General features: G+C 43.2%; 21 protein-coding genes, 11 tRNA genes and 3 rRNA genes. 4 read left to right on the top strand and 31 right to left on the bottom strand.

Features of this window, described 5'->3' with window-relative positions:
• Positions 1–146: 146 nt before the first annotated feature.
• The 3 genes from AC4E8C_RS01595 to groES all read right to left on the bottom strand — a co-directional run bounded on the left by AC4E8C_RS01595 (position 147) and on the right by groES (position 2,668).
• Positions 147–449, bottom strand: coding sequence for a hypothetical protein (locus AC4E8C_RS01595; RefSeq protein WP_490209733.1), 303 nt, complete (start codon positions 447–449; stop codon positions 147–149).
• A 205-nt stretch (positions 450–654) separates the two neighbouring features.
• A complete protein-coding gene (gene groL, locus AC4E8C_RS01590) occupies positions 655–2,286 on the bottom strand; it encodes a chaperonin GroEL (protein ID WP_490209731.1) in 1,632 nt (543 codons plus the stop codon).
• Between the two features lie 94 nt (positions 2,287–2,380).
• On the bottom strand, positions 2,381–2,668 hold the full coding sequence (gene groES, locus AC4E8C_RS01585; RefSeq protein WP_490209729.1) for a co-chaperone GroES: 288 nt from the start codon (positions 2,666–2,668) through the stop codon (positions 2,381–2,383).
• Between the two features lie 538 nt (positions 2,669–3,206).
• Here groES and AC4E8C_RS01580 point away from each other — a divergent pair.
• The gene (locus AC4E8C_RS01580; protein ID WP_490209728.1) at positions 3,207–3,929 is read left to right on the top strand and encodes a CPBP family intramembrane glutamic endopeptidase; all 723 of its coding nucleotides are present in this window, start codon (positions 3,207–3,209) and stop codon (positions 3,927–3,929) included.
• Positions 3,926–4,126: a YdiK family protein gene (locus AC4E8C_RS01575; RefSeq protein WP_490209726.1), complete on the top strand. Its 201-nt coding sequence runs from the start codon at positions 3,926–3,928 to the stop codon at positions 4,124–4,126. Before AC4E8C_RS01580 ends, AC4E8C_RS01575 begins: the two co-directional genes overlap by 4 nt.
• 77 nt (positions 4,127–4,203) lie before the next feature.
• On the opposite strand, the gene AC4E8C_RS01570 is transcribed toward AC4E8C_RS01575, so the two are convergent.
• From AC4E8C_RS01570 to moaC, 5 genes are all read right to left on the bottom strand, one after another.
• Positions 4,204–4,908 (bottom strand): cytoplasmic protein, encoded by a 705-nt coding sequence (locus AC4E8C_RS01570; RefSeq protein ID WP_490209725.1) that lies wholly within the window; start codon positions 4,906–4,908, stop codon positions 4,204–4,206.
• An 11-nt stretch (positions 4,909–4,919) separates the two neighbouring features.
• Positions 4,920–5,642: a polymer-forming cytoskeletal protein gene (locus AC4E8C_RS01565; RefSeq protein WP_490209723.1), complete on the bottom strand. Its 723-nt coding sequence runs from the start codon at positions 5,640–5,642 to the stop codon at positions 4,920–4,922.
• 12 nt (positions 5,643–5,654) lie between these two features.
• On the bottom strand, positions 5,655–6,278 hold the full coding sequence (locus AC4E8C_RS01560) for a YhbD family protein (protein ID WP_490209721.1): 624 nt from the start codon (positions 6,276–6,278) through the stop codon (positions 5,655–5,657).
• 114 nt (positions 6,279–6,392) lie between these two features.
• The gene (locus AC4E8C_RS01555; RefSeq protein ID WP_490209720.1) at positions 6,393–7,049 is read right to left on the bottom strand and encodes a redox-sensing transcriptional repressor Rex; all 657 of its coding nucleotides are present in this window, start codon (positions 7,047–7,049) and stop codon (positions 6,393–6,395) included.
• Between the two features lie 29 nt (positions 7,050–7,078).
• Positions 7,079–7,573 carry a cyclic pyranopterin monophosphate synthase MoaC gene (moaC, locus tag AC4E8C_RS01550; RefSeq protein ID WP_490209718.1) on the bottom strand — a complete coding sequence of 165 codons (495 nt, stop codon included), beginning with the start codon at positions 7,571–7,573 and terminating at the stop codon, positions 7,079–7,081.
• A gap of 188 nt (positions 7,574–7,761) precedes the next feature.
• Here moaC and AC4E8C_RS01545 point away from each other — a divergent pair, with 188 nt between their 5' ends.
• Positions 7,762–9,663, top strand: a complete 1,902-nt coding sequence (locus tag AC4E8C_RS01545) for an ABC-F family ATP-binding cassette domain-containing protein (protein WP_490209717.1) — start codon at positions 7,762–7,764, stop codon at positions 9,661–9,663.
• A 417-nt stretch (positions 9,664–10,080) separates the two neighbouring features.
• Here the strand turns inward: AC4E8C_RS01545 and tsaD are convergent, their stop codons facing one another.
• The 20 genes from tsaD to AC4E8C_RS01445 form a co-directional block, all read right to left on the bottom strand.
• The gene (tsaD, locus tag AC4E8C_RS01540) at positions 10,081–11,106 is read right to left on the bottom strand and encodes a tRNA (adenosine(37)-N6)-threonylcarbamoyltransferase complex transferase subunit TsaD (RefSeq protein WP_490209715.1); all 1,026 of its coding nucleotides are present in this window, start codon (positions 11,104–11,106) and stop codon (positions 10,081–10,083) included.
• Positions 11,103–11,552, bottom strand: coding sequence for a ribosomal protein S18-alanine N-acetyltransferase (gene rimI, locus AC4E8C_RS01535; protein WP_490209713.1), 450 nt, complete (start codon positions 11,550–11,552; stop codon positions 11,103–11,105). Before rimI ends, tsaD begins: the two co-directional genes overlap by 4 nt.
• 15 nt (positions 11,553–11,567) lie before the next feature.
• Complete coding sequence (gene tsaB, locus AC4E8C_RS01530; RefSeq protein ID WP_490209712.1) at positions 11,568–12,272, bottom strand: tRNA (adenosine(37)-N6)-threonylcarbamoyltransferase complex dimerization subunit type 1 TsaB; 705 nt, start codon at positions 12,270–12,272, stop codon at positions 11,568–11,570.
• Positions 12,269–12,724, bottom strand: a complete 456-nt coding sequence (gene tsaE, locus AC4E8C_RS01525; RefSeq protein WP_490209710.1) for a tRNA (adenosine(37)-N6)-threonylcarbamoyltransferase complex ATPase subunit type 1 TsaE — start codon at positions 12,722–12,724, stop codon at positions 12,269–12,271. Before tsaE ends, tsaB begins: the two co-directional genes overlap by 4 nt.
• 257 nt (positions 12,725–12,981) lie before the next feature.
• On the bottom strand, positions 12,982–13,149 hold the full coding sequence (locus AC4E8C_RS01520) for a hypothetical protein (RefSeq protein ID WP_490209708.1): 168 nt from the start codon (positions 13,147–13,149) through the stop codon (positions 12,982–12,984).
• A gap of 179 nt (positions 13,150–13,328) precedes the next feature.
• A tRNA-Asp gene (locus AC4E8C_RS01515) sits at positions 13,329–13,405 on the bottom strand.
• 3 nt (positions 13,406–13,408) lie between these two features.
• Positions 13,409–13,482 (bottom strand) — tRNA-Met (locus tag AC4E8C_RS01510).
• 36 nt (positions 13,483–13,518) lie between these two features.
• A 5S ribosomal RNA gene (gene rrf / locus AC4E8C_RS01505) occupies positions 13,519–13,635 on the bottom strand.
• Positions 13,636–13,713: 78 nt separating this feature from the next.
• Positions 13,714–16,650 (bottom strand): 23S ribosomal RNA (locus AC4E8C_RS01500).
• A gap of 185 nt (positions 16,651–16,835) precedes the next feature.
• Positions 16,836–18,385, bottom strand: a 16S ribosomal RNA gene (locus AC4E8C_RS01495).
• The 16S, 23S and 5S rRNA genes sit together here with 11 tRNA genes alongside, the layout of an rRNA operon.
• Before the next feature lie 110 nt (positions 18,386–18,495).
• Positions 18,496–18,569 (bottom strand) — tRNA-Gly (locus tag AC4E8C_RS01490).
• A 13-nt stretch (positions 18,570–18,582) separates the two neighbouring features.
• A tRNA-Pro gene (locus tag AC4E8C_RS01485) sits at positions 18,583–18,659 on the bottom strand.
• Between the two features lie 6 nt (positions 18,660–18,665).
• Positions 18,666–18,742: transfer RNA gene (locus tag AC4E8C_RS01480), tRNA-Arg, on the bottom strand.
• A 58-nt stretch (positions 18,743–18,800) separates the two neighbouring features.
• A tRNA-Leu gene (locus AC4E8C_RS01475) sits at positions 18,801–18,888 on the bottom strand.
• 62 nt (positions 18,889–18,950) lie between these two features.
• A tRNA-Leu gene (locus AC4E8C_RS01470) sits at positions 18,951–19,035 on the bottom strand.
• 22 nt (positions 19,036–19,057) lie between these two features.
• A tRNA-Gln gene (locus AC4E8C_RS01465) sits at positions 19,058–19,132 on the bottom strand.
• A gap of 62 nt (positions 19,133–19,194) precedes the next feature.
• Positions 19,195–19,266: transfer RNA gene (locus AC4E8C_RS01460), tRNA-Glu, on the bottom strand.
• A gap of 17 nt (positions 19,267–19,283) precedes the next feature.
• A tRNA-Ser gene (locus AC4E8C_RS01455) sits at positions 19,284–19,374 on the bottom strand.
• Between the two features lie 3 nt (positions 19,375–19,377).
• Positions 19,378–19,452, bottom strand: a tRNA-Asn gene (locus AC4E8C_RS01450).
• A gap of 112 nt (positions 19,453–19,564) precedes the next feature.
• Complete coding sequence (locus AC4E8C_RS01445) at positions 19,565–20,035, bottom strand: SprT family protein (protein WP_490209706.1); 471 nt, start codon at positions 20,033–20,035, stop codon at positions 19,565–19,567.
• A 98-nt stretch (positions 20,036–20,133) separates the two neighbouring features.
• Between AC4E8C_RS01445 and cmpA the strand changes: the two genes are divergently transcribed.
• Positions 20,134–20,247 (top strand): cortex morphogenetic protein CmpA, encoded by a 114-nt coding sequence (cmpA, locus tag AC4E8C_RS01440; protein ID WP_490209704.1) that lies wholly within the window; start codon positions 20,134–20,136, stop codon positions 20,245–20,247.
• Between the two features lie 37 nt (positions 20,248–20,284).
• Here cmpA and AC4E8C_RS01435 read toward each other — a convergent pair whose 3' ends face one another.
• The 3 genes from AC4E8C_RS01435 to AC4E8C_RS01425 form a co-directional block, all read right to left on the bottom strand.
• Positions 20,285–22,471 carry a Tex family protein gene (locus AC4E8C_RS01435; RefSeq protein ID WP_490209702.1) on the bottom strand — a complete coding sequence of 729 codons (2,187 nt, stop codon included), beginning with the start codon at positions 22,469–22,471 and terminating at the stop codon, positions 20,285–20,287.
• A 170-nt stretch (positions 22,472–22,641) separates the two neighbouring features.
• Positions 22,642–22,992, bottom strand: coding sequence for a type II toxin-antitoxin system endoribonuclease NdoA (gene ndoA / locus AC4E8C_RS01430; protein ID WP_019156408.1), 351 nt, complete (start codon positions 22,990–22,992; stop codon positions 22,642–22,644).
• Positions 22,993–22,996: 4 nt separating this feature from the next.
• Positions 22,997–23,278 (bottom strand): CopG family ribbon-helix-helix protein, encoded by a 282-nt coding sequence (locus AC4E8C_RS01425; protein WP_490209699.1) that lies wholly within the window; start codon positions 23,276–23,278, stop codon positions 22,997–22,999.
• Positions 23,279–23,381: the final 103 nt, after the last annotated feature.

The following is a 23,381-nucleotide window of genomic DNA, read 5'->3' as shown; positions in this document are numbered from 1 at the left end:
TAAACCTCATACCGAACTTTACATCAAAGCTCAAAATACTTTTGACAGATTTATTCGTTGATTACTTTAGTCATAGAAAGAATTAACGTTACGAATATACAGTAGTCAGACAAGAGGACGTCTCAACTCTATTTTTTCTCCTTTTCCTACCTTTTCGTCCGGTCACTTACAATATCCTTAAGTGTTTGAAGTATAACAGAGTAGTCTTTCTTAGAAATCACATAAAAGGTCGGTATGTAAACCCGCTCTCCATCCATAGTATTCAGGATATAGGCAGGGGTCTCAAATAATATCCCTACAATCCCGGCAACCCAAGATATTACTTTTCGAGCAGTGGATACTTCTAAAAAAAAACTTGCCAAAATCAACAGCACTCCCGTTATGATAAAGCCTACACATATGAGAAGACGTCCAAGAATGGTGGTTGTACGATAGTTTACTTTTTTCACATGCTCACCCTAAGTCGTTTACGAATTGTTCAGCTTTCACTTCATGGTCCAAGTTTTATTACAGAACCTTTGTCACACAAGAAAAAAAAGAGGCTTCTCATAAGTTCAGTGAACTTATGAGAAGCCTCCGTTAAAATCCTAATTATTAGCAAACCACTCTAACTCTACTCACAAACCCAGTAAAACCAAGGGTTCACGGCACTTATTACATCATGCCGCCCATACCGCCCATGCCGCTCATATCAGGCATTCCAGCAGCACCAGCAGGTTCTGGTTTGTCAGCAACAACTGCTTCAGTTGTTAAGAACATTGCAGCTACAGATGCTGCGTTTTGAAGAGCTGAACGAGTAACCTTAGTTGGGTCAACGATACCAGCTTCGATCATGTTTACCCATTCGCCAGTTGCAGCGTTGAAGCCTGTGCCAACTTCTTCACGTTTTAAGCGATCTACGATAACTGATCCTTCAAGGCCAGCATTGTGAGCAATTGTGCGAACTGGTTCTTCGATTGCACGAAGAACGATATTGATACCTGTTTGAACATCACCTTCAGCTTGGATTCCAGCAATTTTGCTGTATACGTTTAGAAGGGCTACACCACCACCGGATACGATACCTTCTTCAACAGCTGCACGAGTTGAGTTCAATGCATCTTCGATACGAAGTTTGCGCTCTTTTAATTCAGTTTCAGTTGCAGCACCAACTTTGATTACTGCTACACCGCCAGCTAATTTAGCTAAGCGCTCTTGTAATTTTTCACGATCAAATTCAGAAGTAGTTTCTTCTAATTGTGAACGGATTTGGTTTACACGAGCTTGAATATCTTCAGTAGCTCCTGCACCTTCAACGATAGTTGTATTTTCTTTTGTTACAACTACTTTAGCTGCACGGCCTAAAGATGAGATGGTTGCAGATTTAAGGTCACGGCCAAGTTCTTCCGTAATGACTTCAGCACCAGTTAATGCAGCGATATCTTCAAGCATTGCTTTACGACGGTCACCAAAGCCAGGAGCTTTAACAGCAACAGCGTTGAATGTTCCGCGAAGTTTATTTACTACTAATGTAGATAATGCTTCACCTTCGATATCTTCAGCAACTAACAATAATGGTTTACCTTGTTGAACTACTTGCTCTAATACAGGAAGGATTTCTTGAATGCTGGAAATCTTCTTGTCAGTGATTAAGATGTATGGGTTATCTAATACAGCTTCCATTTTGTCAGTGTTTGTTACCATGTAAGCCGAAACATAACCACGATCAAATTGCATACCTTCTACAACATCAAGTTCAGTTGTGAAGCCTTTAGATTCTTCAATCGTGATAACACCATCGTTACCAACACGTTCCATTGCTTCAGCAATCAATTGGCCTACTTCTTCGTCAGCGGAAGAGATGGCAGCAACTTGTGCGATAGAAGCTTTGTTTTCGATTGGTTTAGAAATAGCTTTCAATTCTTCAACAGCTGTAATAACTGCTTTTTCAATCCCTTTACGGATACCCATTGGATTAGCACCAGCAGTTACGTTCTTTAAGCCTTCACGAATCATCGCTTGAGCAAGAACAGTTGCAGTAGTTGTACCGTCACCAGCAACATCATTTGTTTTGCTTGCTACTTCAGCAACCAATTTAGCACCCATGTTTTCGAATGCATCTTCTAATTCGATTTCTTTTGCAATTGTTACACCATCATTTGTAATAAGTGGTGAACCAAATTTTTTCTCAAGAACCACGTTGCGTCCTTTAGGTCCAAGAGTAACTTTAACTGCGTTTGCTAATGTATCTACACCACGAAGCATTGCGCGACGTGCATCTTCACTAAACATAATCTCTTTAGCCATGTTAAAAAAAACCTCCTCATTTGTTTTCAATTTTTCGGCTTCGAAAGCCGTCATCTAAACTGAGTACCACTACTTGAGCACTGCGGTTTTTTATTTACTCGCCTACAATAGCAAGGATATCGCTTTCGCGTACAATTAAATATTCAACACCCTGGTATTTTACTTCCGTACCAGCGTATTTTGAGAAGATAATACGATCGCCTACAGTTACATCAAGTGCTACGCGCTCTCCACTTTCAAGTACGCGGCCAGTACCAACGGCAACAACTTTACCTTCTTGAGGCTTTTCTTTCGCTGAATCCGGTAATACGATCCCGCTTGCAGTCTTTTCTTCTGATTCAACAAGCTCAATGATAATACGATCACCTAATGGTCTTAACAAATCAAACAACCTCCTCAAATTTATATGTAATTCTGTCATTATTAGCACTCTCTATTAATGAGTGCTAACACAATTATTATAATAATGAATCTGAAAATTTTTTGCAAGTATGAAGCATAAATTTTTATAAGAAATTTACAATTTGACAACCTTATAAAGTATGGTGAAAATAGGCGTTTCTATACCTATCTTTCTAAAAAAATCGTTGAAAGTTCATCATGTTAAAAATTTTGTGGATTTGGGTAACGATGTCAATAGAGTTCATGGACCGAAATATGAATGTGGTCCCAGTCGCGGGCAATGCAACTGGGGGTTCATTTACCGTCACCGCTATACTTTCGCTCTCAGGGGTAATGTACCTGCAACTTCATTTACCGCCCCCAGTAAAATATCGCTCTCACGGGCCATCCGGATATCCGCTTCACTATAAAAAAGTACATCTAAATTGAAACTGGTCTAGTTTTAAGAGTAAAATGAATACTAGTGTTATATGCTTAATAAATATAGGGAATCAATGCTATTTAAAGGAGACAAACATTTGAAAAAGGAATATTGGATCGTCCTCATTGTCTATATTGTGATGCAGCTTTCAAGTATTGTTGGACTGCCAATTTTAATGTTCGGCTTTAAGGCTACTGGCATCAGCCAACGACTTGCTGTTCCAATTTGGCTTATCGCTAGTTTTTCCATTGCCCTTATCATCATTTTGTTTTTACTAAGAAAAGAGATGAACTCGCTGAACCTTGACAAAAGGGGCAGTTCTTTAATCAATTCCATCATCTGGGCTTTTCTAGGTATTTTCCTGGCTCTGTTTGCCCAGTACGCTGCAGCCATGATTGAAACGATGTTGGGCATTAAAATGGGGTCTGAAAATACGCAGAATATCCTCAACATTATCGAAACCTTACCATTGGCGATTTTGGTAACCAGTATCATTGGACCAATATTAGAAGAAATTGTGTTTCGAAAAATTATTTTTGGGGCTCTATATAAACGGTTTAACTTTTTTATTTCTGCTTTACTAAGCTCAGTTATATTTGCCTTGGCCCATATGGAGCCCATCCATATTTTACTATACTCAGCAATGGGCTTTACCTTCGCCTTTCTCTATGTCAAAACGAAGCACATCCTTGTGCCCATTTTTGCTCATGTTTCCATGAATACTATGGTAGTATTAGTGCAATCTGTTTACAAAGACGATATTGAAAGACTAAGACGTGAAGCTGAAGCCGTTCAAAATTTTATCGGAGGATTTTTATGAGACGTTCACCCTTGTTTTCTGGCTTAATATACTTCCTGCTGGGAGGTCTATTTACTTATTTTGCGATCGATGATGTACAAAAAAATGGCTGGGGCTTCTTCAGCTATCTCCTCGTCCTATTAGCCACATTTGATTTTGGCTCAGGACTAAAAATGATCATCTTTCACTTTAGATATAGTAAAAAACTTAAGAAATAAGAAAAGGTGTCAGGCACCCAAGGGTGCCTGACACCTTTTCTACTATTTTGACGTTTCTTACCCCTCTCAAGCTCTCTTTACATTTTTCTTTTAGTCTTGATGGTAGAGGAAGGGTCTTCTTTTAAATCCTGTGTGAATTCAATCAAACCAATTTGACAGCCTGGGCCAATCTTGACCGTTTTCCCGCGCACTACTTCGGCCTTTGTATTTTCTAGATAGATGTCATCCCCTTCAATCACCTTTGCCGCAAGTGTGCCAGCTTCTTTTCCGAACGGAAGAAGTGAATTTTTCTTTCTTTTAACGGTGATCGTTCCACCGCCAATTTCAGCAGCTGTGCTTTCACCAAAACGCAAAGCAATTTTCATTTTATCTGCTGATAATAACCCTTTGATTTCAAAGCCGCCGCTCGAATCGAAGGTCTCAAATTCGACATCTCCATTCACTGCGATGCTTCCCTTAATCGTTGCCTTATCCCCACTCAAACTTTCATCCACTTCCAGCAGCCCAAAGACCTTCATTTTTTCTAATTTGGCCTGTTTCCGGACCATCATCGAGCCCATGACGAGGGTTTCCTTAGACGCTACATCCCCTTTAAACTCTGCCTCACCCATGATCTTCAACGAACTAGTCATGACATTTTCATTGGTTTCACTCGTCCCATAAACATGGAAGGTCGAACATTCGACATCATTGACAATCGTTCCTTCTCCTCGGATGCTTATTTTATCGTATATGCCGCCAGGATAACTTCCCGAACCATTTATAACTAGATTTTTACTCATTTCGACCCCTCCTAAACCTTTCTACTCTCCCGAATAACGGCCTGTTTATCCTGTGAAAAATCTTCTGTATATTCTACTAGGCCAATTTCACAATTAGGTCCTATTTTGACGTGGTGACCTCGGACAACTTTTGCAATCGTATTTTCCAATTCAACGATGTCACCTTCGATTAAGTCGGTTTCCAATTGTGTTTTGAAAAATGGCTTAAACAACGAACCTATAAATGACCCTTTTTGCTGCCTAACAATAATGGTTTGCCCTCCGATTTCCTTTGCCTTACAATCGCCATAAATTTTAATATCCACTTGATCAGCATTGAGAAGACCGCCAATTGTAAACCGATATTCTCCCTTAAAGGTTTCCGCTTCACAATCTTCTCCGACCGTAAAAAAGCCCCGTTGACTTATTTCCTCACATTTTACTTTTCCACCTACGGAGACTTTACCTGAAACCTTTAAATGGTTCACTGACAGATTTTGATCAATCTTTGCTGTCCCTTCCACGATAAACTTGTGAGCCTCCACGTTCCCATTAAACCGGGCCGTTCCATTAATCTTTGCGTTATTGGCTGTCACATTTCCCTTCATCGTGCCAGAACCATTGCACTCAACCTCATTGCATTCCAAGTCAGTGTTAATGGTTCCCTTGCCATTTAAGGTAACAAGGTTGAATTGCCCTCCATTTGATGAACCTAATCCATTAATAACCAGGTCGCCCCTGTTTTTCGTTTCCATCGCTATTCTCCTTTAGAGTAATTTCGCTTTTATTTCCTCCATACAACTCATCAGCGATAATGACACGACCATCTTTGTGTCTTTATCAAAATGGAACTCTTCCGCATTTATTAACAGCAGACAGGTTGATACACCCAGCTTCCGCGTTACGACCAAATCACAGCTTTTTTGCTTAATTAGCTGAGCATGGTCCTTTAATACCTGAAGCAGCATTTTTCCTTCGTCTAGATTGATCTCCCCTGATTGGAGAAGCTTCTCTAACACATAAACTTCCAGCATTCTAGTAAAAGTAAATTTGTGACTGCCTTTATCGTGGGTTAAGTAAAAGCTCATCACCATATCCGAAACAATGTTACGTTTTATTAATTCATCTTTTTCCAGCTGCAAATCGCCTATATTAGGTGAAAACATATCAGCGAGCTCATCCAAGGACAAATTTTCTTTCATCATTTGAATCTTGTTAATTCTCTCTAAAATCTTCTCTTTTGGAAAAAATGTTTCTTGGCCGGTAAAGGTGGATTTTCGAATAAACCATTCTTCTGGTATAAGATCCTTCCGCTTCCATCTATACAATTGCCCGTAAGATATCCCGGCAAGATCTAATAAATCTTTTTTCGATATTAACTCCTCGCTCATTTATGAAAACCCCTTTCATGAAAACAGTGTAACATAACACTGTTACGCATGTAAAGCTGCTAATAAAAATTTTCCAAAAAAAGGGCCCCCACATTTTGTGAAAGGCCCTTTTGCTTATTCTTCTTCTTTTTCTTGAGTTGGATAATGTTTCAAAAAGTAAATCAATGATTGTAATTCAACCGCTAAATCAATGTGATGAACCCGAATCGATGACGGGACATTTAACCGTGCCGGGGTGAAATTTAAAATTCCTTTTACCTCCGCCTTCACAAGCCGGTCGGTAATCATCTGCGCAACGGGGGCTGGCACCGTTAGAATAGCAACGGAAATTTGCTCCTCCATTAATACCCTTTCAAGCTCATCCATATGGTAAACCGGTACCTCACGGACTTTTGTTCCCATTTTTTCTGGATCCACATCAAAAGCACACTCTATTTTGGTATTATTATTTTTCAAAAAATTATAATTTAAAAAAGCCGTTCCTAGATTACCTACCCCAATTAAGGCAACTTTTGTCAGTTCATCTTGGTCCAACGTTTTACGGAAGAATGTTAACAGGTAATTGACATTGTATCCATACCCTTTTTTACCTAAGGCGCCGAAATAAGAAAAGTCTCGACGGATGGTTGCTGAGTCTACCTTTACGGCCTCGCTTAATTCTGCAGATGAAACCCTTTGCTTTCCGGAAGTATGCAAGTTCTTTAAAAATCGATAATAGAGAGGCAGCCGTTTTGCTGTTGCCTGTGGAATCTTCGTCGTTTCATTACTCATAATTTCTCACACCCCTTCAAATCCCTTTGTTAAATCCGTTCATTTCTCTTAAAATCGCCATTTTTACCGCCCGTTTTTTCAACTAAATAGGTCGGTCCTATGACCATTCCTTTATCTACCGCTTTACACATATCATAAACAGTTAAGGCACAAGCCGAGGCTGCTGTGAGCGCTTCCATTTCCACCCCAGTATTCCCTTTTGTTTTAACCGACGCAGCAATATATAATTGATAGTTGTTGTTTTCGCTTTGTTCCCATGAAAAGGAAATATTTACTCCCGTTAAAGGGATGGGATGACACATCGGAATAATGTCCCATGTCTTTTTAGCAGCCATGATTCCAGCCACCTGGGCCACTGCTAAAACATCGCCTTTTTTCATTTCATGATTGGTTATTTTCTCAAAAATCTCTTTACTAACCGTAATGCTGGAATGAGCTAGAGCTGTCCGTGCTGTTTCCGGCTTGTCGCTAACATCGACCATTTTTGCTCTGCCCTCTTTATTAAAATGAGTAAACTCTGCCATATAAAAAATCCTCCTACCCCAAAATAATACACTATTATTCACATTCTGTGTGTGAAACTTTGCACGAAATAGACACTTTTTCACAAAAAACGCAAATTTCCAGTATCCAAACTACTCAAAAGTCGCGCTTTATTGCCGACATTCGGGATATAATGTACACTATTTATATGTAATAGAGGTGAATAAAAATGATTTTGTTGCAAGTGAATCAACTACAAAAATATTATGGTGCTGACCTTATTTTATCGAATATAAAGCTAGAATTACAAACACGGGACCGTGTTGCCCTTGTCGGCCGCAATGGTGCCGGAAAATCAACATTACTGAAAATTATTGCTGGTCATCTGTCACATGATGGCGGCGAGATTATCAAGCCCAAGGAAGTAACCATTGGCTATTTAGCGCAAAATACCGGCCTTGAATCCCATTTGTCCATTTGGGATGAAATGCTGACCGTTTTTGAACCGCTGCGCAAGCTGGAAAATTCGCTGCGCAAGCTCGAAGAACGAATGGCCGATCCTAGTATTTTTGAAGATTCAGCCACATACGAACGAATTTTAAAAGAATATGATCAGCTGCAAGTAAAATTTAAAGAACAGGGCGGCTATCAGTATGAAGCTGATATTCGTTCTGTCCTGCATGGTTTAAACTTTCAGGAAAGTTCCTTAATGATTTCAAGTTTGAGCGGCGGTCAAAAAACCAGGCTTGCTCTTGGAAAGTTATTGTTAACAAGACCTGATATTTTAATTCTGGATGAGCCTACCAACCATCTTGATATTGATACCCTCTCCTGGCTTGAGCAATATTTGCAGGGGTATGATGGGGCAATTTTGATCGTTTCCCATGACCGATACTTTCTGGATAAAGTCGTCACACAGGTATATGAGGTCTCACGCAAGCAAATTGGGCGGTTTACAGGCAACTATAGTTCATACCTGGAACAAAAGGCCGCCAATTATGAGCGCGATCTGAAAGTCTATGAAAAACAACAGCAAGAAGTCGCTAATCTGCAAGACTTTATTCAACGGAATTTAGCCAGGGCCTCGACTACGAAACGGGCGCAAAGCCGCCGTAAAAAACTCGAAAAAATGGAGATCATCGACCGGCCGCTTGGTGATGAAAAATCAGCTAACTTTTCCTTTGAAATTGAAAAACAAAGCGGCAATGATGTATTAATTGTCAATTCGTTAGCGGTTGGTTATGATGGTGAACAAGTGTCGGAGGCCATTTCGTTTCGTGCCTATAAAGGAGAAAGTATTGCCCTTGTGGGACCGAATGGGATTGGCAAATCAACACTTCTGAAAACCATCATCAAGAAGCTGCCTGCCCTTGCTGGAACGATTCAATACGGATCAAATCTTTTGATTGGCTATTATGACCAGCAGCAAGCTGAATTAACCTCCAATAAACGGGTACTGAATGAGCTTTGGGATGACTTTCCTTTAAAAAGTGAAAAAGAAATAAGAACCGTATTAGGTAATTTCTTATTTTCCGGTGATGATGTATTAAAAATCGTTTCAACCTTAAGCGGCGGTGAAAAGGCGAGGCTGGCGCTGGCTAAACTTATGTTAGAAAAAGCAAACCTATTAATTTTGGACGAGCCTACCAACCACCTTGACCTTGATAGCAAAGAAGTCTTAGAAAATGCGCTGATCGATTACCCTGGGACGATTTTGTTTGTTTCCCATGACAGGTATTTTATTAACCGGATTGCGACAAAGGTATTGGAATTAAGCAAACACGGCAGCATTGAGTACCTTGGCGATTATGATTATTATGTAGAAAAAAAGCTCGAACAGGAAGAGCTTGCCGCCCTTGCCTTAGCCGAGTCAGTTAAAAATAGTGCCGATAAAGCTGCCTTGGAGAAAAATAGTTATCAATTAGATAAGGAAAGTAAAAAGATAGAACGTCAGCGAAAGCGAAAGTTAGAAGAAATCGAATTACACATAGAAGAGCTTGAAAAACAAATCCAAGAGTATGAAGAACAGCTCTGTGAACCGGAAATTTTTCAAGATCACGAAAAAGTACTAGAGATTAACTTAAAAAACGAAAAGGCTAAAGCTGAGCTCGATCAACTGATGGAACAGTAAGCTGAGCTTGCGGATTAAAGATGAAAACCGGGTGGTTACCCGGTTTTTTTTCATCAATTTTCCCTTAGTTTCAGCAATTCTCAAAGTTTATTCGACAAATTTCTTTCTAAATTCACCATTATCTCAGAGAAATTCGACAAATTTTTAGGATATCCACATGATTTTTGTGTTTTTCCACAACTTTATTCACATCATAAAAGTGTATATAACAAGATATTTTAAACTTATCCACTTTATCCACAATAAACACGATATTTATCCACATTATCAACATAATCCACAGACTTATCCACATGACAATGGTTTTTAACTTCATTTTTACGATAAAATTATCCACAAAAAGAGGATTTCCCCGTAACAAAGTGCCTGACTCTCCGAATATCAATTCAGGAGAGACCAGACTCTTTTGGGAAATCCTTATTCATTGTAGAGTTCAATATCGAGTCCTGGATTGGCGTTAAGACTCATTTCAGCCCTAACTCCTTTTTCAAACATAACACTTCCAGCAGCAGCAATCATCGCAGCATTATCCGTACATAACGATATAGGCGGAATCACTAATTGAATATCCGGCTTGTTGGAAAAGGCCAGCTCGAGAGCACTTCTTAGCCCTTTATTGGCAGCAACACCGCCTGCAACTAACACTTGCTTGACGCCATATTGTGCTACAGCTTTCTCCGTCTTCTTCACCAGCACTTCTACGACACTTGCTTGAAAGCTTGCAGCTAAATCTTCTGGAGCAATTACTTCACCCCGTTGTTCCGCGTTATGAACAGTATTAATGACAGCTGATTTCAATCCGCTAAAACTAAAATCATAGGAGCCCTCTTCCAGCCATGCCCTTGGCAAATGGATCGTCGGGTTTCCTTCATGTGCCAAACGATCAATATGCGGACCGCCAGGATATGGCATATGTAACGTTCTTGCTACCTTATCGTATGCCTCCCCTGCGGCGTCATCCCTGGTTTCACCAATGACCTCAAAATGGCCATGTTCCTTCATATAGACAAGCTCTGTATGCCCTCCTGATACAACAAGCGCTAAGAGCGGGAATGTAAATTCTGTCACCAGCCGATTTGCGTAAATATGACCGGCAATGTGATGAACAGGCACGAGTGGTTTGTTATGAGCAAAGGCAAGTGCTTTGGCAGCATTTACGCCAATTAACAGGGCTCCTACTAATCCTGGACCTTCTGTAACAGCAATGGCATCAATCTCTGAAAAAGTCAGCTCTGCTTGCTGCAAGGCCTCCTCTAACACAATCGTAATTTGCTCAACATGGTGGCGGGATGCAATTTCCGGTACCACGCCGCCAAATCTTTTATGACTTTCAATTTGTGACGCGACTACATTCGCGACAATTTCTCGGCCATTTTTTATAATAGCGACTGCTGTTTCATCACAGCTTGTTTCAATTCCAAGTATATACAAATCTTTCTTCATAAGTTCACCCACATTATTAGTGCATCTTCTTGATTATCGGAATAATAATTTTTACGAATGCCGCCATTTTGAAAACCAAACTTTCGGTATAATGATTGCGCGACATGATTTGTGACACGTACTTCCAGTGTCATACTTTTTGTCCCCATCTCACGGGCAACAGACATTAATTTATTCATCAATGCCTCGCCAAGTTTTTTCCCTCTATATTCTGGCAGTATGGCAACATTGGTAACATGTGCTTCGTCCACTACAATCCAAGCCCCACAATAGCCGACAACTTTCTGATGATCTTCAATGACAATATAGACGGCAAATTTGTTATTGTGTAGTTCGTTATAAAATGCTTCCCGACTCCATGGTAATGTAAAGGAGGCATGCTCCACTTCTAACACTTGGTCTATATCCTCTTCCCTCATATAACGAAAAACAAAAGAATCTACCATTTATCTCTATCCTTATCATTTTAAAATTTTCCCTTTTGCCTCTAACCACTTCGCTTCAGCTTCCGCCAAACGAATATAATTGGGAACAAAGGAATGTATGTCTTCCCCAGGTTGGTTCATCCCAAGCAAGGCAAGCTCTGCTGGGCGTGGATTATGTTCTGTTATGCTCGCAAAAATCGCTTTTTCGCCTAACACTTCTTCAATAGCAGCTTTGTGGATGGGCAAGTCATTTCCAATAAACAAAACAGGTTTGTCTAGTTCATTTAACTTTGCTGCCCAATCGGCTAGCATAACCAATTGATCCGGTACTGCCGCTTGAAGTTCTCCGTGTTGATACTGATAGAGGGCCGTATAAACTTGTCCTCTTCTTGCATCAAATAACGGTGACACAAAACCCTCAAAGTATCGTCCCACTCCCGCCGCCAAAATTTCCAGGCTTGAAATACCAACTAACGGAATATTTAACGTCCATGCTAATGTCTTGGCAATGGTTACCCCAATTCTAACTCCTGTATAGGAACCAGGTCCCTTTGCCACCACAATCTTCGTTAAATCTGCAGGCACCCTTCCACAATCCTTCATTAAGGTCTCAATAGCCGGCATAATGCGAACAGAGTGATTCTTTTTTAAATTTGTCATATATTCCCCAAGGACCTGATTCTCTTCTAAAAGCGCTACCCCTAAGGTATAGTTAGAAGTATCAATCGCTAATATTGTCATTCAAAAATCTCCTTACATAATTGCTCATATCGTTTTCCTTTTGGTACTACAACGATTTTCCGCTGATCAGGACCTTCATGATAGAGGTTAATGGTTAACAATTCTGCTGGCAGCTGCTCATCAATTAAATGAGCCCATTCCACTACTGTAACACCATCCCCTTCAAAGTATTCATGAAAACCAAGGTCTTCACAAGCATCGGTTACCCGATATACATCCATATGGTACAAGGGCAGCCTGCCTCTATATTCTTTAATAATGGTAAATGTCGGACTGTTAACTGTTTTCTTTATTTCAAGACCCTTAGCTAACCCTTTTGTAAAAGTTGTTTTACCAGCGCCTAGATCACCCTCAAGGGCAATGACATCACCAGGTTGTAAATAGCCGGCCAACTTAATGGCAAACTCGGTCGTCTCTTCAGAATTCGTCGTATTCAGTTCAAATTGTTCCATGCCATCACCTTTTACTTTCACATAACAATCTATCTTCATTTTACCTTATTTTGGCCAAAAAAAAACCTTAGGATCTTTCCTAAGGATGCCTATACCCTATGTAGTTTACATGATTTCTTATAATTGAGCAAAAAAAGGCTCATATAGTAGCCGTGAAACGTGCGTCAATCAAGGAAAAAAGTGGAGTTCGCACTTCAATCGGCGGATAACCTCCACCAATCGGTGGATAGCCTCTCCCAATCGGCGGATAACCTCTCTCAATCAGCGAATAACTCCCCAATCGGCGGATAATCTCCTCCAATCGGTGGATAACCTCTCCCAATCGGCGGATAGCCTCTCCCAATCAGCGAATAACTCCCCAATCGGTGGATAATCCCCACCAATCGGTGGATAACCTCCTCCAATCGGCGGATAACCTCTCTCAATCAGCGAATAACTCCCAATCGGCGGATAATCCCCACCAATCGGCGGATAACCTCTTTCAATCAGCGCAGATAACAATCTGGTTTATATTCGAGTTTTGCATACTTCAAAAAGCAAGCCAACTTTTAAAGGCAAAAAAAAAGACGAAACTCTGTTTCGACTAGTTTTAAAAAACTATAAATGGCGGTCTGGACGGGACTCGAACCCGCGACCTCCTGCGTGACAGGCAGGCATTCTAACCAACTGAACTACCAGACCAAATTGCGGGGGCAGGATTTGAACCTGCGACCTTCGGGTTATGAGCCCGACGAGCTACCAGACTGCTCCACCCCGCGACAATAAAAGTATAAAAGTTGTTTATAAAATAAACAGCCTGGCAACGTCCTACTCTCACAGGGACGCGTGTCCCAACTACCATCGGCGCTGAGAAGCTTAACTTCCGTGTTCGGTATGGGAACGGGTGTGACCTTCTCGCCTTAATTACCAGACTATTTAATTAGAGGTTCATTCCCTCAAAACTAGATAATGCAGAAGAAGTTTGTAAAACATGAGTTCATCTAATATAAATGGTTAAGTCCTCGAACGATTAGTATCAGTCAGCTCCACATGTCGCCACGCTTCCACCTCTGACCTATCAACCTGATCATCTTTCAGGGTTCTTACTAGCTTGACGCTATGGGAAATCTCATCTTGAGGGGGGCTTCATGCTTAGATGCTTTCAGCACTTATCCCGTCCGCACATAGCTACCCAGCGATGCCTTTGGCAAGACAACTGGTACACCAGCGGTGCGTCCATCCCGGTCCTCTCGTACTAAGGACAGCTCCTCTCAAATTTCCTGCGCCCACGACGGATAGGGACCGAACTGTCTCACGACGTTCTGAACCCAGCTCGCGTACCGCTTTAATGGGCGAACAGCCCAACCCTTGGGACCGACTACAGCCCCAGGATGCGATGAGCCGACATCGAGGTGCCAAACCTCCCCGTCGATGTGGACTCTTGGGGGAGATAAGCCTGTTATCCCCGGGGTAGCTTTTATCCGTTGAGCGATGGCCCTTCCATGCGGAACCACCGGATCACTAAGCCCGACTTTCGTCCCTGCTCGACTTGTAGGTCTCGCAGTCAAGCTCCCTTGTGCCTTTACACTCTACGAATGATTTCCAACCATTCTGAGGGAACCTTTGGGCGCCTCCGTTACTCTTTAGGAGGCGACCGCCCCAGTCAAACTGCCCACCTGACACTGTCTCCCACCCCGATAAGGGGTGCGGGTTAGAATTTCAATACAGCCAGGGTAGTATCCCACCGACGCCTCCACCGAAGCTAGCGCTCCGGCTTCTCAGGCTCCTACCTATCCTGTACAAGCTGTACCAAAATTCAATATCAGGCTACAGTAAAGCTCCACGGGGTCTTTCCGTCCTGTCGCGGGTAACCTGCATCTTCACAGGTACTATAATTTCACCGAGTCTCTCGTTGAGACAGTGCCCAGATCGTTACGCCTTTCGTGCGGGTCGGAACTTACCCGACAAGGAATTTCGCTACCTTAGGACCGTTATAGTTACGGCCGCCGTTTACTGGGGCTTCGATTCAGAGCTTCGCTTGCGCTAACCCCTCCTCTTAACCTTCCAGCACCGGGCAGGCGTCAGCCCCTATACTTCGCCTTGCGGCTTCGCAGAGACCTGTGTTTTTGCTAAACAGTCGCCTGGGCCTATTCACTGCGGCTCTTCGAGGCTATGAACCTCAAAGAGCACCCCTTCTCCCGAAGTTACGGGGTCATTTTGCCGAGTTCCTTAACGAGAGTTCTCTCGCTCACCTTAGGATTCTCTCCTCGCCTACCTGTGTCGGTTTGCGGTACGGGCACCTTTTATCTCGCTAGAGGCTTTTCTTGGCAGTGTGGAATCAGGAACTTCGGTACTAAATTTCCCTCGCTGTCACAGCTCAGCCTTCACGGTGAACGGATTTTCCTATTCACCAGCCTAACTGCTTAGACGCGCATATCCAACAGCGCGCTTACCCTATCCTCCTGCGTCCCCCCATCACTCAAACGATAAAGAGGTGGTACAGGAATATCAACCTGTTGTCCATCGCCTACGCCTTTCGGCCTCGGCTTAGGTCCCGACTAACCCTGAGCGGACGAGCCTTCCTCAGGAAACCTTAGGCATTCGGTGGATGAGATTCTCACTCATCTTTCGCTACTCATACCGGCATTCTCACTTCTAAGCGCTCCACCAGTCCTTACGGTCTAGCTTCAACGCCCTTAGAACGCTCTCCTACCACTGACACCTGATGGTGTCAATCCACAGCTTCGGTGATACGTTTAGCCCCGGTACATTTTCGGCGCAGAGTCACTCGACCAGTGAGCTATTACGCACTCTTTAAATGGTGGCTGCTTCTAAGCCAACATCCTGGTTGTCTAAGCAACTCCACATCCTTTTCCACTTAACGTATACTTTGGGACCTTAGCTGGTGGTCTGGGCTGTTTCCCTTTTGACTACGGATCTTATCACTCGCAGTCTGACTCCCACGGATAAGTCTTTGGCATTCGGAGTTTGTCTGAATTCGGTAACCCGATGAGGGCCCCTAGTCCAAACAGTGCTCTACCTCCAAGACTCTTACTACGTGAGGCTAGCCCTAAAGCTATTTCGGAGAGAACCAGCTATCTCCAAGTTCGATTGGAATTTCTCCGCTACCCACACCTCATCCCCGCACTTTTCAACGTGCGTGGGTTCGGGCCTCCATCCAGTGTTACCTGGACTTCACCCTGGACATGGGTAGATCACCTGGTTTCGGGTCTACGACCACATACTCATTCGCCCTATTCAGACTCGCTTTCGCTGCGGCTCCGTCTTTTCAACTTAACCTTGCATGGGATCGTAACTCGCCGGTTCATTCTACAAAAGGCACGCCATCACCCATGAACGGGCTCTGACTACTTGTAGGCACACGGTTTCAGGAACTATTTCACTCCCCTTCCGGGGTGCTTTTCACCTTTCCCTCACGGTACTGGTTCACTATCGGTCACTAGGGAGTATTTAGCCTTGGGAGATGGTCCTCCCTGCTTCCGACCGGATTTCTCGTGTCCGGCCGTACTCAGGATCCACTCAGGAGGGAACGAAGTTTCAACTACAGGGTTTTTACCTTCTATGACGGACCTTTCCAGATCGCTTCATTTACCCCGTTCCTTTGTAACTCCATGTTGAGTGTCCTACAACCCCAAGAGGCAAGCCTCTTGGTTTGGGCTATGTCCCGTTTCGCTCGCCGCTACTCAGGGAATCGCGTTTGCTTTCTCTTCCTCCGGGTACTTAGATGTTTCAGTTCCCCGGGTATGCCATCAATACCCTATGTATTCAGGTAAAGATACTGCTCCATTACGAGCAGTGGGTTCCCCCATTCGGAAATCTCCGGATCAAAGCTTACTTACAGCTCCCCGAAGCATATCGGTGTTAGTCCCGTCCTTCATCGGCTCCTAGTGCCAAGGCATTCACCGTGCGCCCTTTCTAACTTAACCTAAAAGGTTATTTCTCTTAATTACTTAAGAGAGAAAACTAAAATGGCGATTACTCGATGTTTTCTTGCTTCTTCTTACGATTATCTAGTTTTCAAGGAACAAACTTTGAGAGATTGCACTCTCAAAACTAAACAAACAAAAAGCGGTCAACTTTTATCAGTCCACAAGGACTGCATATTCCTTAGAAAGGAGGTGATCCAGCCGCACCTTCCGATACGGCTACCTTGTTACGACTTCACCCCAATCATCTGTCCCACCTTAGGCGGCTGGCTCCTTACGGTTACCCCACCGACTTCGGGTGTTACAAACTCTCGTGGTGTGACGGGCGGTGTGTACAAGGCCCGGGAACGTATTCACCGCGGCATGCTGATCCGCGATTACTAGCGATTCCGGCTTCATGTAGGCGAGTTGCAGCCTACAATCCGAACTGAGAATGGTTTTATGGGATTGGCTAGGCCTCGCGGCTTTGCTGCCCTTTGTACCATCCATTGTAGCACGTGTGTAGCCCAGGTCATAAGGGGCATGATGATTTGACGTCATCCCCACCTTCCTCCGGTTTGTCACCGGCAGTCTCCTTAGAGTGCCCAACTGAATGCTGGCAACTAAGAACAAGGGTTGCGCTCGTTGCGGGACTTAACCCAACATCTCACGACACGAGCTGACGACAACCATGCACCACCTGTCACTCTGTCCCCCGAAGGGGAAATTCCTATCTCTAGGAGTGTCAGAGGATGTCAAGACCTGGTAAGGTTCTTCGCGTTGCTTCGAATTAAACCACATGCTCCACCGCTTGTGCGGGCCCCCGTCAATTCCTTTGAGTTTCAGCCTTGCGGCCGTACTCCCCAGGCGGAGTGCTTAATGCGTTAGCTGCAGCACTAAGGGGCGGAAACCCCCTAACACTTAGCACTCATCGTTTACGGCGTGGACTACCAGGGTATCTAATCCTGTTTGCTCCCCACGCTTTCGCGCCTCAGCGTCAGTTACAGACCAGAAAGCCGCCTTCGCCACTGGTGTTCCTCCACATCTCTACGCATTTCACCGCTACACGTGGAATTCCGCTTTCCTCTTCTGCACTCAAGTCCCCCAGTTTCCAATGACCCTCCACGGTTGAGCCGTGGGCTTTCACATCAGACTTAAAGGACCGCCTGCGCGCGCTTTACGCCCAATAATTCCGGACAACGCTTGCCACCTACGTATTACCGCGGCTGCTGGCACGTAGTTAGCCGTGGCTTTCTGGTTAGGTACCGTCAAGGTACCGGCAGTTACTCCGGTACTTGTTCTTCCCTAACAACAGAGCTTTACGACCCGAAGGCCTTCATCGCTCACGCGGCGTTGCTCCATCAGACTTTCGTCCATTGTGGAAGATTCCCTACTGCTGCCTCCCGTAGGAGTCTGGGCCGTGTCTCAGTCCCAGTGTGGCCGATCACCCTCTCAGGTCGGCTACGCATCGTCGCCTTGGTGAGCCGTTACCTCACCAACTAGCTAATGCGCCGCGGGCCCATCTGTAAGTGTCAGCGTAAACCGACTTTCAGCTTTTCCTCATGAGAGGAAAAGGGTTATCCGGTATTAGCATCGGTTTCCCGATGTTATCCCAGTCTTACAGGCAGGTTGCCCACGTGTTACTCACCCGTCCGCCGCTAATCTTCAGGAGCAAGCTCCTAAAGATTCGCTCGACTTGCATGTATTAGGCACGCCGCCAGCGTTCGTCCTGAGCCAGGATCAAACTCTCCGAGAAAGTTGATTTAGCTCATTTTGTTACGTTGGCTTAGTTTCAAATGAAACTAATATTATTGTTTGTTGACGTTTTTGTTTGTTTAGTTTTCAAAGAACAATATTCAAATAAGTTGGAGCGGGTGATGGGAATCGAACCCACTACATCAGCTTGGAAGGCTGAGGTTTTACCAGTAAACTACACCCGCATATAAAATTTGATGGTCGGGAAGACAGGATTCGAACCTGCGACCCCTTGGTCCCAAACCAAGTGCTCTACCAAGCTGAGCTACTTCCCGATATAATGGTGCGCCCGACAGGGGTCGAACCTACAACCTTCTGATTCGTAGTCAGATACTCTATCCAGTTGAGCTACGGGCGCAAAGTTAAAGCAACTTTTATACTATATCACAATCAACTTTACTTGTCAAGAAGTTAATTGGTGCGGCCGAGAAGACTTGAACTTCCACGGGATTTAACTCCCACTAGGCCCTCAACCTAGCGCGTCTGCCATTCCGCCACGACCGCGTATTAATCAGCGACAATGATTATAATATCACATCACCCAAGATGATACAAGAGGAAATAATTGGTGCGGGTGAAGGGAGTCGAACCCCCACGCCTTGCGGCGCCAGATCCTAAGTCTGGTGCGTCTGCCAATTCCGCCACACCCGCATATAATTATTTTAAAAGAAAATGGCTGGGCTAGCTGGATTTGAACCAACGCATGTCGCAGTCAAAGTGCGATGCCTTACCGCTTGGCTATAGCCCAATAATATTTACAAAAGATGAATAAGAAACAGGAAATGAATCAAAGTCATTCCCCGTCCCAGATGACCCCTACGGGACTCGAACCCGTGTTACCTCCGTGAAAGGGAGGTGTCTTAACCGCTTGACCAAGGGGCCGACAAAGAAAAATTATATGGCGGAGAAGGAGGGATTTGAACCCTCGCGCCGGTCACCCGACCTACACCCTTAGCAGGGGCGCCTCTTCAGCCACTTGAGTACTTCCCCATATGGCTCCGCAGGTAGGACTCGAACCTACGACCGATCGGTTAACAGCCGATAGCTCTACCACTGAGCTACTGCGGAATAATATTGAAATAAGGCATTTGCCCTATCGACTCTTTACATTATAATGACGTTACAGAATAAAGTCAATATGATTTTAGATAAAGATTTTCCCATCCGATTACATACATCATTATATATCTATTTCACTTATTTTAATCAGCTTTCCCCTGCATTTTCCACAGACATATCTGCTAGTATTGATACTTTTTTTTCGTTGATAGGTTAAGTGGCATTTTGTGCATTGATAAATAAGAAGTTTTTTGGCCGTACGTTTTGCTTTTCTTTCAGGGAGCTGATTACAAAATCGTGGTGCACCGGTCCTTTTTAATAATGCCTTAAACTCTGGATCCCTATGCTGATATCCTTTCTTTTCAAGATGAAGGTGATAATGGCAGAGTTCATGCTTAATGATTCCGATTAACTCATTTTCACCCAACTGGTCTAAATACTTTTTGTTGATTTCTATATTATGAGTGCCGAGGAGATACCTTCCCCCCGTAGATCTCAATCGCGGATTAAACGAAGCTTGATGCTTAAATGGCTTTCCAAATGATTCAACTGATATTTTTTCCACCAATAATTGAAGTTCTCTCTGTTCCATTTTCAGAGTTCCTCACTTTCTAGCGAACGTGACAACCTATTATAGCATATATTGTATATACCTTTAATGAGATGTGTTTTTTCGGGAGGTTTTACATTATGCCAAATTGGTTGCAAAACCAAATGAAAAGGGCTTTCTACGAGAAGGACCGCTATCAGATAAAGCTCCTAAACCAGTGCTGGTTTTTATACAGAAAAAAACACTGCTCCTAAAAGCAGTGTTTCCCTTCTTATCATGTCCAAATGAATCTTATTTTGGCGCCAGCATTGTTAAGGCAACACGGCCTTTCTTCATATCAACTGAGTCCACCCAAACGGTTACTACATCACCAACGGAGACAATATCTAATGGATGTTTAACAAAGCGATTGCTCAATTTTGAGATATGAACAAGCCCATCCTGCTTCACACCGATGTCAACAAAAGCCCCAAAGTCTACGACGTTACGAACGGTGCCTTGGAGTTCCATGCCTGCCTGTAAATCCTCTAACTTTAAAACATCCTTTTTCAGTAAAGGACGTGGTAATTCATCACGTGGATCTCGTTCGGGTCTTACTAATGCATCAATGATATCCTTTAGGGTTAATTCGCCAATCGATAACTCTGCAGAGATTGATTTCAAATCAAGGCCGTTAAGCGCCGCTTTTAGTTCTTCGGTACCTAAATCCTTAGCCGTAAAACCTAGGCTGGTTAATAACTTTTTCACTTCATCGTAGTTTTCTGGATGAATCCCAGTCCGATCAAGGGGTTGTTTACCATCTAATATTCGCAGGAAGCCAATTGCCTGCTCATAGGTTTTCGCTCCGAGACGAGGAACTTTCTTTAATTGAACCCTGCTCGTAAACTTCCCTTCCTCTTCCCGTTTTTTCACAATATTATTGGCAGCTGTTTTGTTTAGTCCAGCTACATATTGTAATAGCGAAGAGGAAGCCGTATTGACGTTAACACCAACCTGGTTTACCGCTGTTTCCACCACAAAGTGCAACGATTCTGATAAGCGTTTTTGGGAAACATCATGCTGATATTGACCAACCCCTACCGATTTCGGGTCAATTTTCACCAATTCCGCTAAAGGATCCTGCAAGCGCCGGGCAATCGAGGCAGCACTTCTTTCTTCAACATGTAAATCTGGAAACTCTTCTCTAGCAAGCTCTGAGGCAGAGTACACGCTAGCACCCGCTTCATTGACAATTAAATAGAAAATTTCCTCATCCATTTCTTTTAAGATATCAGCAACAAACTGTTCTGTTTCCCTCGATGCTGTACCATTTCCAATGGCGGCCATTTCTACTTTATACTCGCGTAGGATATTGATAAATTTCTCGCGGGCCTCTTTTGTTTTTGAAACAGGGGGATGAGGGTAAATGACATCAATTTTAAGTACTTTTCCAGTCTCATCCACTACCGCTAATTTACAGCCTGTCCGGTAGGCAGGGTCAACCCCAATGACTACCTTCCCTTTTAATGGCGGCTGCAACAACAAATTCCTAAGATTTTCAGAAAAAATATGTATTGCTTGCTCTTCACCTTTTTCAGTTAATTCTGCCCGAATCTCCCGTTCAATCGATGGCTGAATCAATCTCTTGTAACTATCTTCGATGGATTCCAATACAATCGAGGCTGCAGGTGAGTGCTGTTGGCGAATCCACTTTCTCGACAAATACGTAATGATGAGATCAGCATTCATTTTAACCGCGACACGGAGGACCTCTTCCTTTTCACCCCGATTTAAAGCTAGGATTCGGTGAGGAACAATTTTGTTTACCGGTTCTTCATATTCATAGTACATTTCATAAATATTTTTCTCGTCTTTTTCAGCATCCTTAACCACCGATGCAACAGTACCTGATTTAAAGGTTTCTTTACGAATCCATTTACGGCTTTCCGCATCATCGGAGACTTGTTCAGCTAAGATGTCTTTCGCACCGGCAATCACATCTTCTATTGTAAGCACCTGCTTTTCTTCCGAAAGGAATTCCTTTGCCTTTTCATCGATTCCTTCCTTAGGGAATGTCATCAGCCATTCCGCAAATGGTTCTAGCCCTTTTTCTTTTGCGATTGTCGCCTTGGTCCGTCTTTTTTGTTTATAAGGCCGATATATATCTTCAACTTCTTGGAGCTTTTCCGCCTTTGTAATAGCCTTCGTTAATTCATCCGTTAACTTTCCTTGTTCTTCAATAATACGAAGGACTTCTCCTTTTCTTTGTTCAAGGTTTTGAATATATTGCCAGCGGTCTAAAATGTTCCGAATTTGCACTTCATCAAGCGCACCTGTCATTTCTTTTCGATAACGGGCGATAAATGGAACAGTGTTCCCTTCATCCAAAAGGGAAATAACACTCTTTACTTGTTTTGATGATATCGCCAGCTCCCCAGCAATTTTACCTAAAAGCTGATCATCCTTTACAACTGTATCGTTCAAAGATTCTTCCTCCATCCTTTTTTCCATATTGTATCAAATTCACGGTCCATTTTCATGTTGTCTGGCAAATGAACTATTTTCAGACAAAAAGAAAAGCAAGCTAATAAAAGCTTGCTCATAAGCAGAATGATTAAAGAGACAGGGTATGTATGAAAAAACGCCCTTTAAAAAGAGCGTATTTTAAACTAGAATTCGATGAGACCTAAGCTAATCTGTAAGGCTTCATCCACTTTTTCCATCATTTCGTCATCGAGATGGGTGATTTTGTCGGTTAACCGCTGCTTATCAATTGTACGAATTTGCTCTAACAGAATGACCGAATCTCGTTCAAATCCGTAGCGCTTCGCATCAATTTCTACATGTGTAGGAAGCTTGGCTTTTTGAATTTGAGCAGTAATCGCTGCAATAATCACTGTGGGACTAAACCGATTCCCGATGTCGTTTTGGATGACAAGTACAGGTCGGACGCCGCCTTGTTCAGAACCAACAACTGGGGATAGGTCCGCGAAATAAACGTCACCACGCTTGACAATCAAGGGTTTATCCTCCGCTGACAAGACGTTCAACTGCGTGTTCTGCCTCGTATTCTGCTAGGAATGCTTCCGATGCAATGGTTAGATTGATCTTTGCCATTTCCATGTATCCACGTCTCATGGCTTCGCGAATTTGTCTCTTTTTCCGTTCGCGTAAATACATTTTTGTTGCTTGGTAGATAAACTCGCTTCGGTTTACATTTTCTTGTTTAACGAAACCATCTAACTCAGTTAAAAGATGTTGCGGTAACTTCACTAAGATTTCCGTAGTTGCGCCAGATTCAGCCACAAACATACACCTCCACCATCACTACACACCATTTTTTCTCTGTACCATATTTTATAATAACACTAATCGAGCCCAATTCATAGACTAAATATAATTCTACTGT

Source organism: Neobacillus sp. SRL179 (assembly GCF_984799095.1).
Note: the sequence above shows the minus strand (reverse complement) of the source record. Positions and strands in the feature narration are given on the sequence as shown.

What these genes read in the sequence shown, in the direction of transcription:
- groL (WP_490209731.1), bottom strand. Translation starts at nt 2,286, where the DNA reads ATGGCTAAAGAGATTATGTTTAGTGAAGATGCACGTCGCGCAATGCTT.
- AC4E8C_RS01575 (WP_490209726.1), top strand. Translation starts at nt 3,926, where the DNA reads ATGAGACGTTCACCCTTGTTTTCTGGCTTAATATACTTCCTGCTGGGA.
- AC4E8C_RS01570 (WP_490209725.1), bottom strand. Translation starts at nt 4,908, where the DNA reads ATGAGTAAAAATCTAGTTATAAATGGTTCGGGAAGTTATCCTGGCGGC.
- AC4E8C_RS01565 (WP_490209723.1), bottom strand. Translation starts at nt 5,642, where the DNA reads ATGGAAACGAAAAACAGGGGCGACCTGGTTATTAATGGATTAGGTTCA.
- AC4E8C_RS01560 (WP_490209721.1), bottom strand. Translation starts at nt 6,278, where the DNA reads ATGAGCGAGGAGTTAATATCGAAAAAAGATTTATTAGATCTTGCCGGG.
- AC4E8C_RS01555 (WP_490209720.1), bottom strand. Translation starts at nt 7,049, where the DNA reads ATGAGTAATGAAACGACGAAGATTCCACAGGCAACAGCAAAACGGCTG.
- moaC (WP_490209718.1), bottom strand. Translation starts at nt 7,573, where the DNA reads ATGGCAGAGTTTACTCATTTTAATAAAGAGGGCAGAGCAAAAATGGTC.
- AC4E8C_RS01545 (WP_490209717.1), top strand. Translation starts at nt 7,762, where the DNA reads ATGATTTTGTTGCAAGTGAATCAACTACAAAAATATTATGGTGCTGAC.
- tsaD (WP_490209715.1), bottom strand. Translation starts at nt 11,106, where the DNA reads ATGAAGAAAGATTTGTATATACTTGGAATTGAAACAAGCTGTGATGAA.
- rimI (WP_490209713.1), bottom strand. Translation starts at nt 11,552, where the DNA reads ATGGTAGATTCTTTTGTTTTTCGTTATATGAGGGAAGAGGATATAGAC.
- tsaB (WP_490209712.1), bottom strand. Translation starts at nt 12,272, where the DNA reads ATGACAATATTAGCGATTGATACTTCTAACTATACCTTAGGGGTAGCG.
- tsaE (WP_490209710.1), bottom strand. Translation starts at nt 12,724, where the DNA reads ATGGAACAATTTGAACTGAATACGACGAATTCTGAAGAGACGACCGAG.
- AC4E8C_RS01445 (WP_490209706.1), bottom strand. Translation starts at nt 20,035, where the DNA reads ATGGAACAGAGAGAACTTCAATTATTGGTGGAAAAAATATCAGTTGAA.
- cmpA (WP_490209704.1), top strand. Translation starts at nt 20,134, where the DNA reads ATGCCAAATTGGTTGCAAAACCAAATGAAAAGGGCTTTCTACGAGAAG.
- AC4E8C_RS01435 (WP_490209702.1), bottom strand. Translation starts at nt 22,471, where the DNA reads ATGGAGGAAGAATCTTTGAACGATACAGTTGTAAAGGATGATCAGCTT.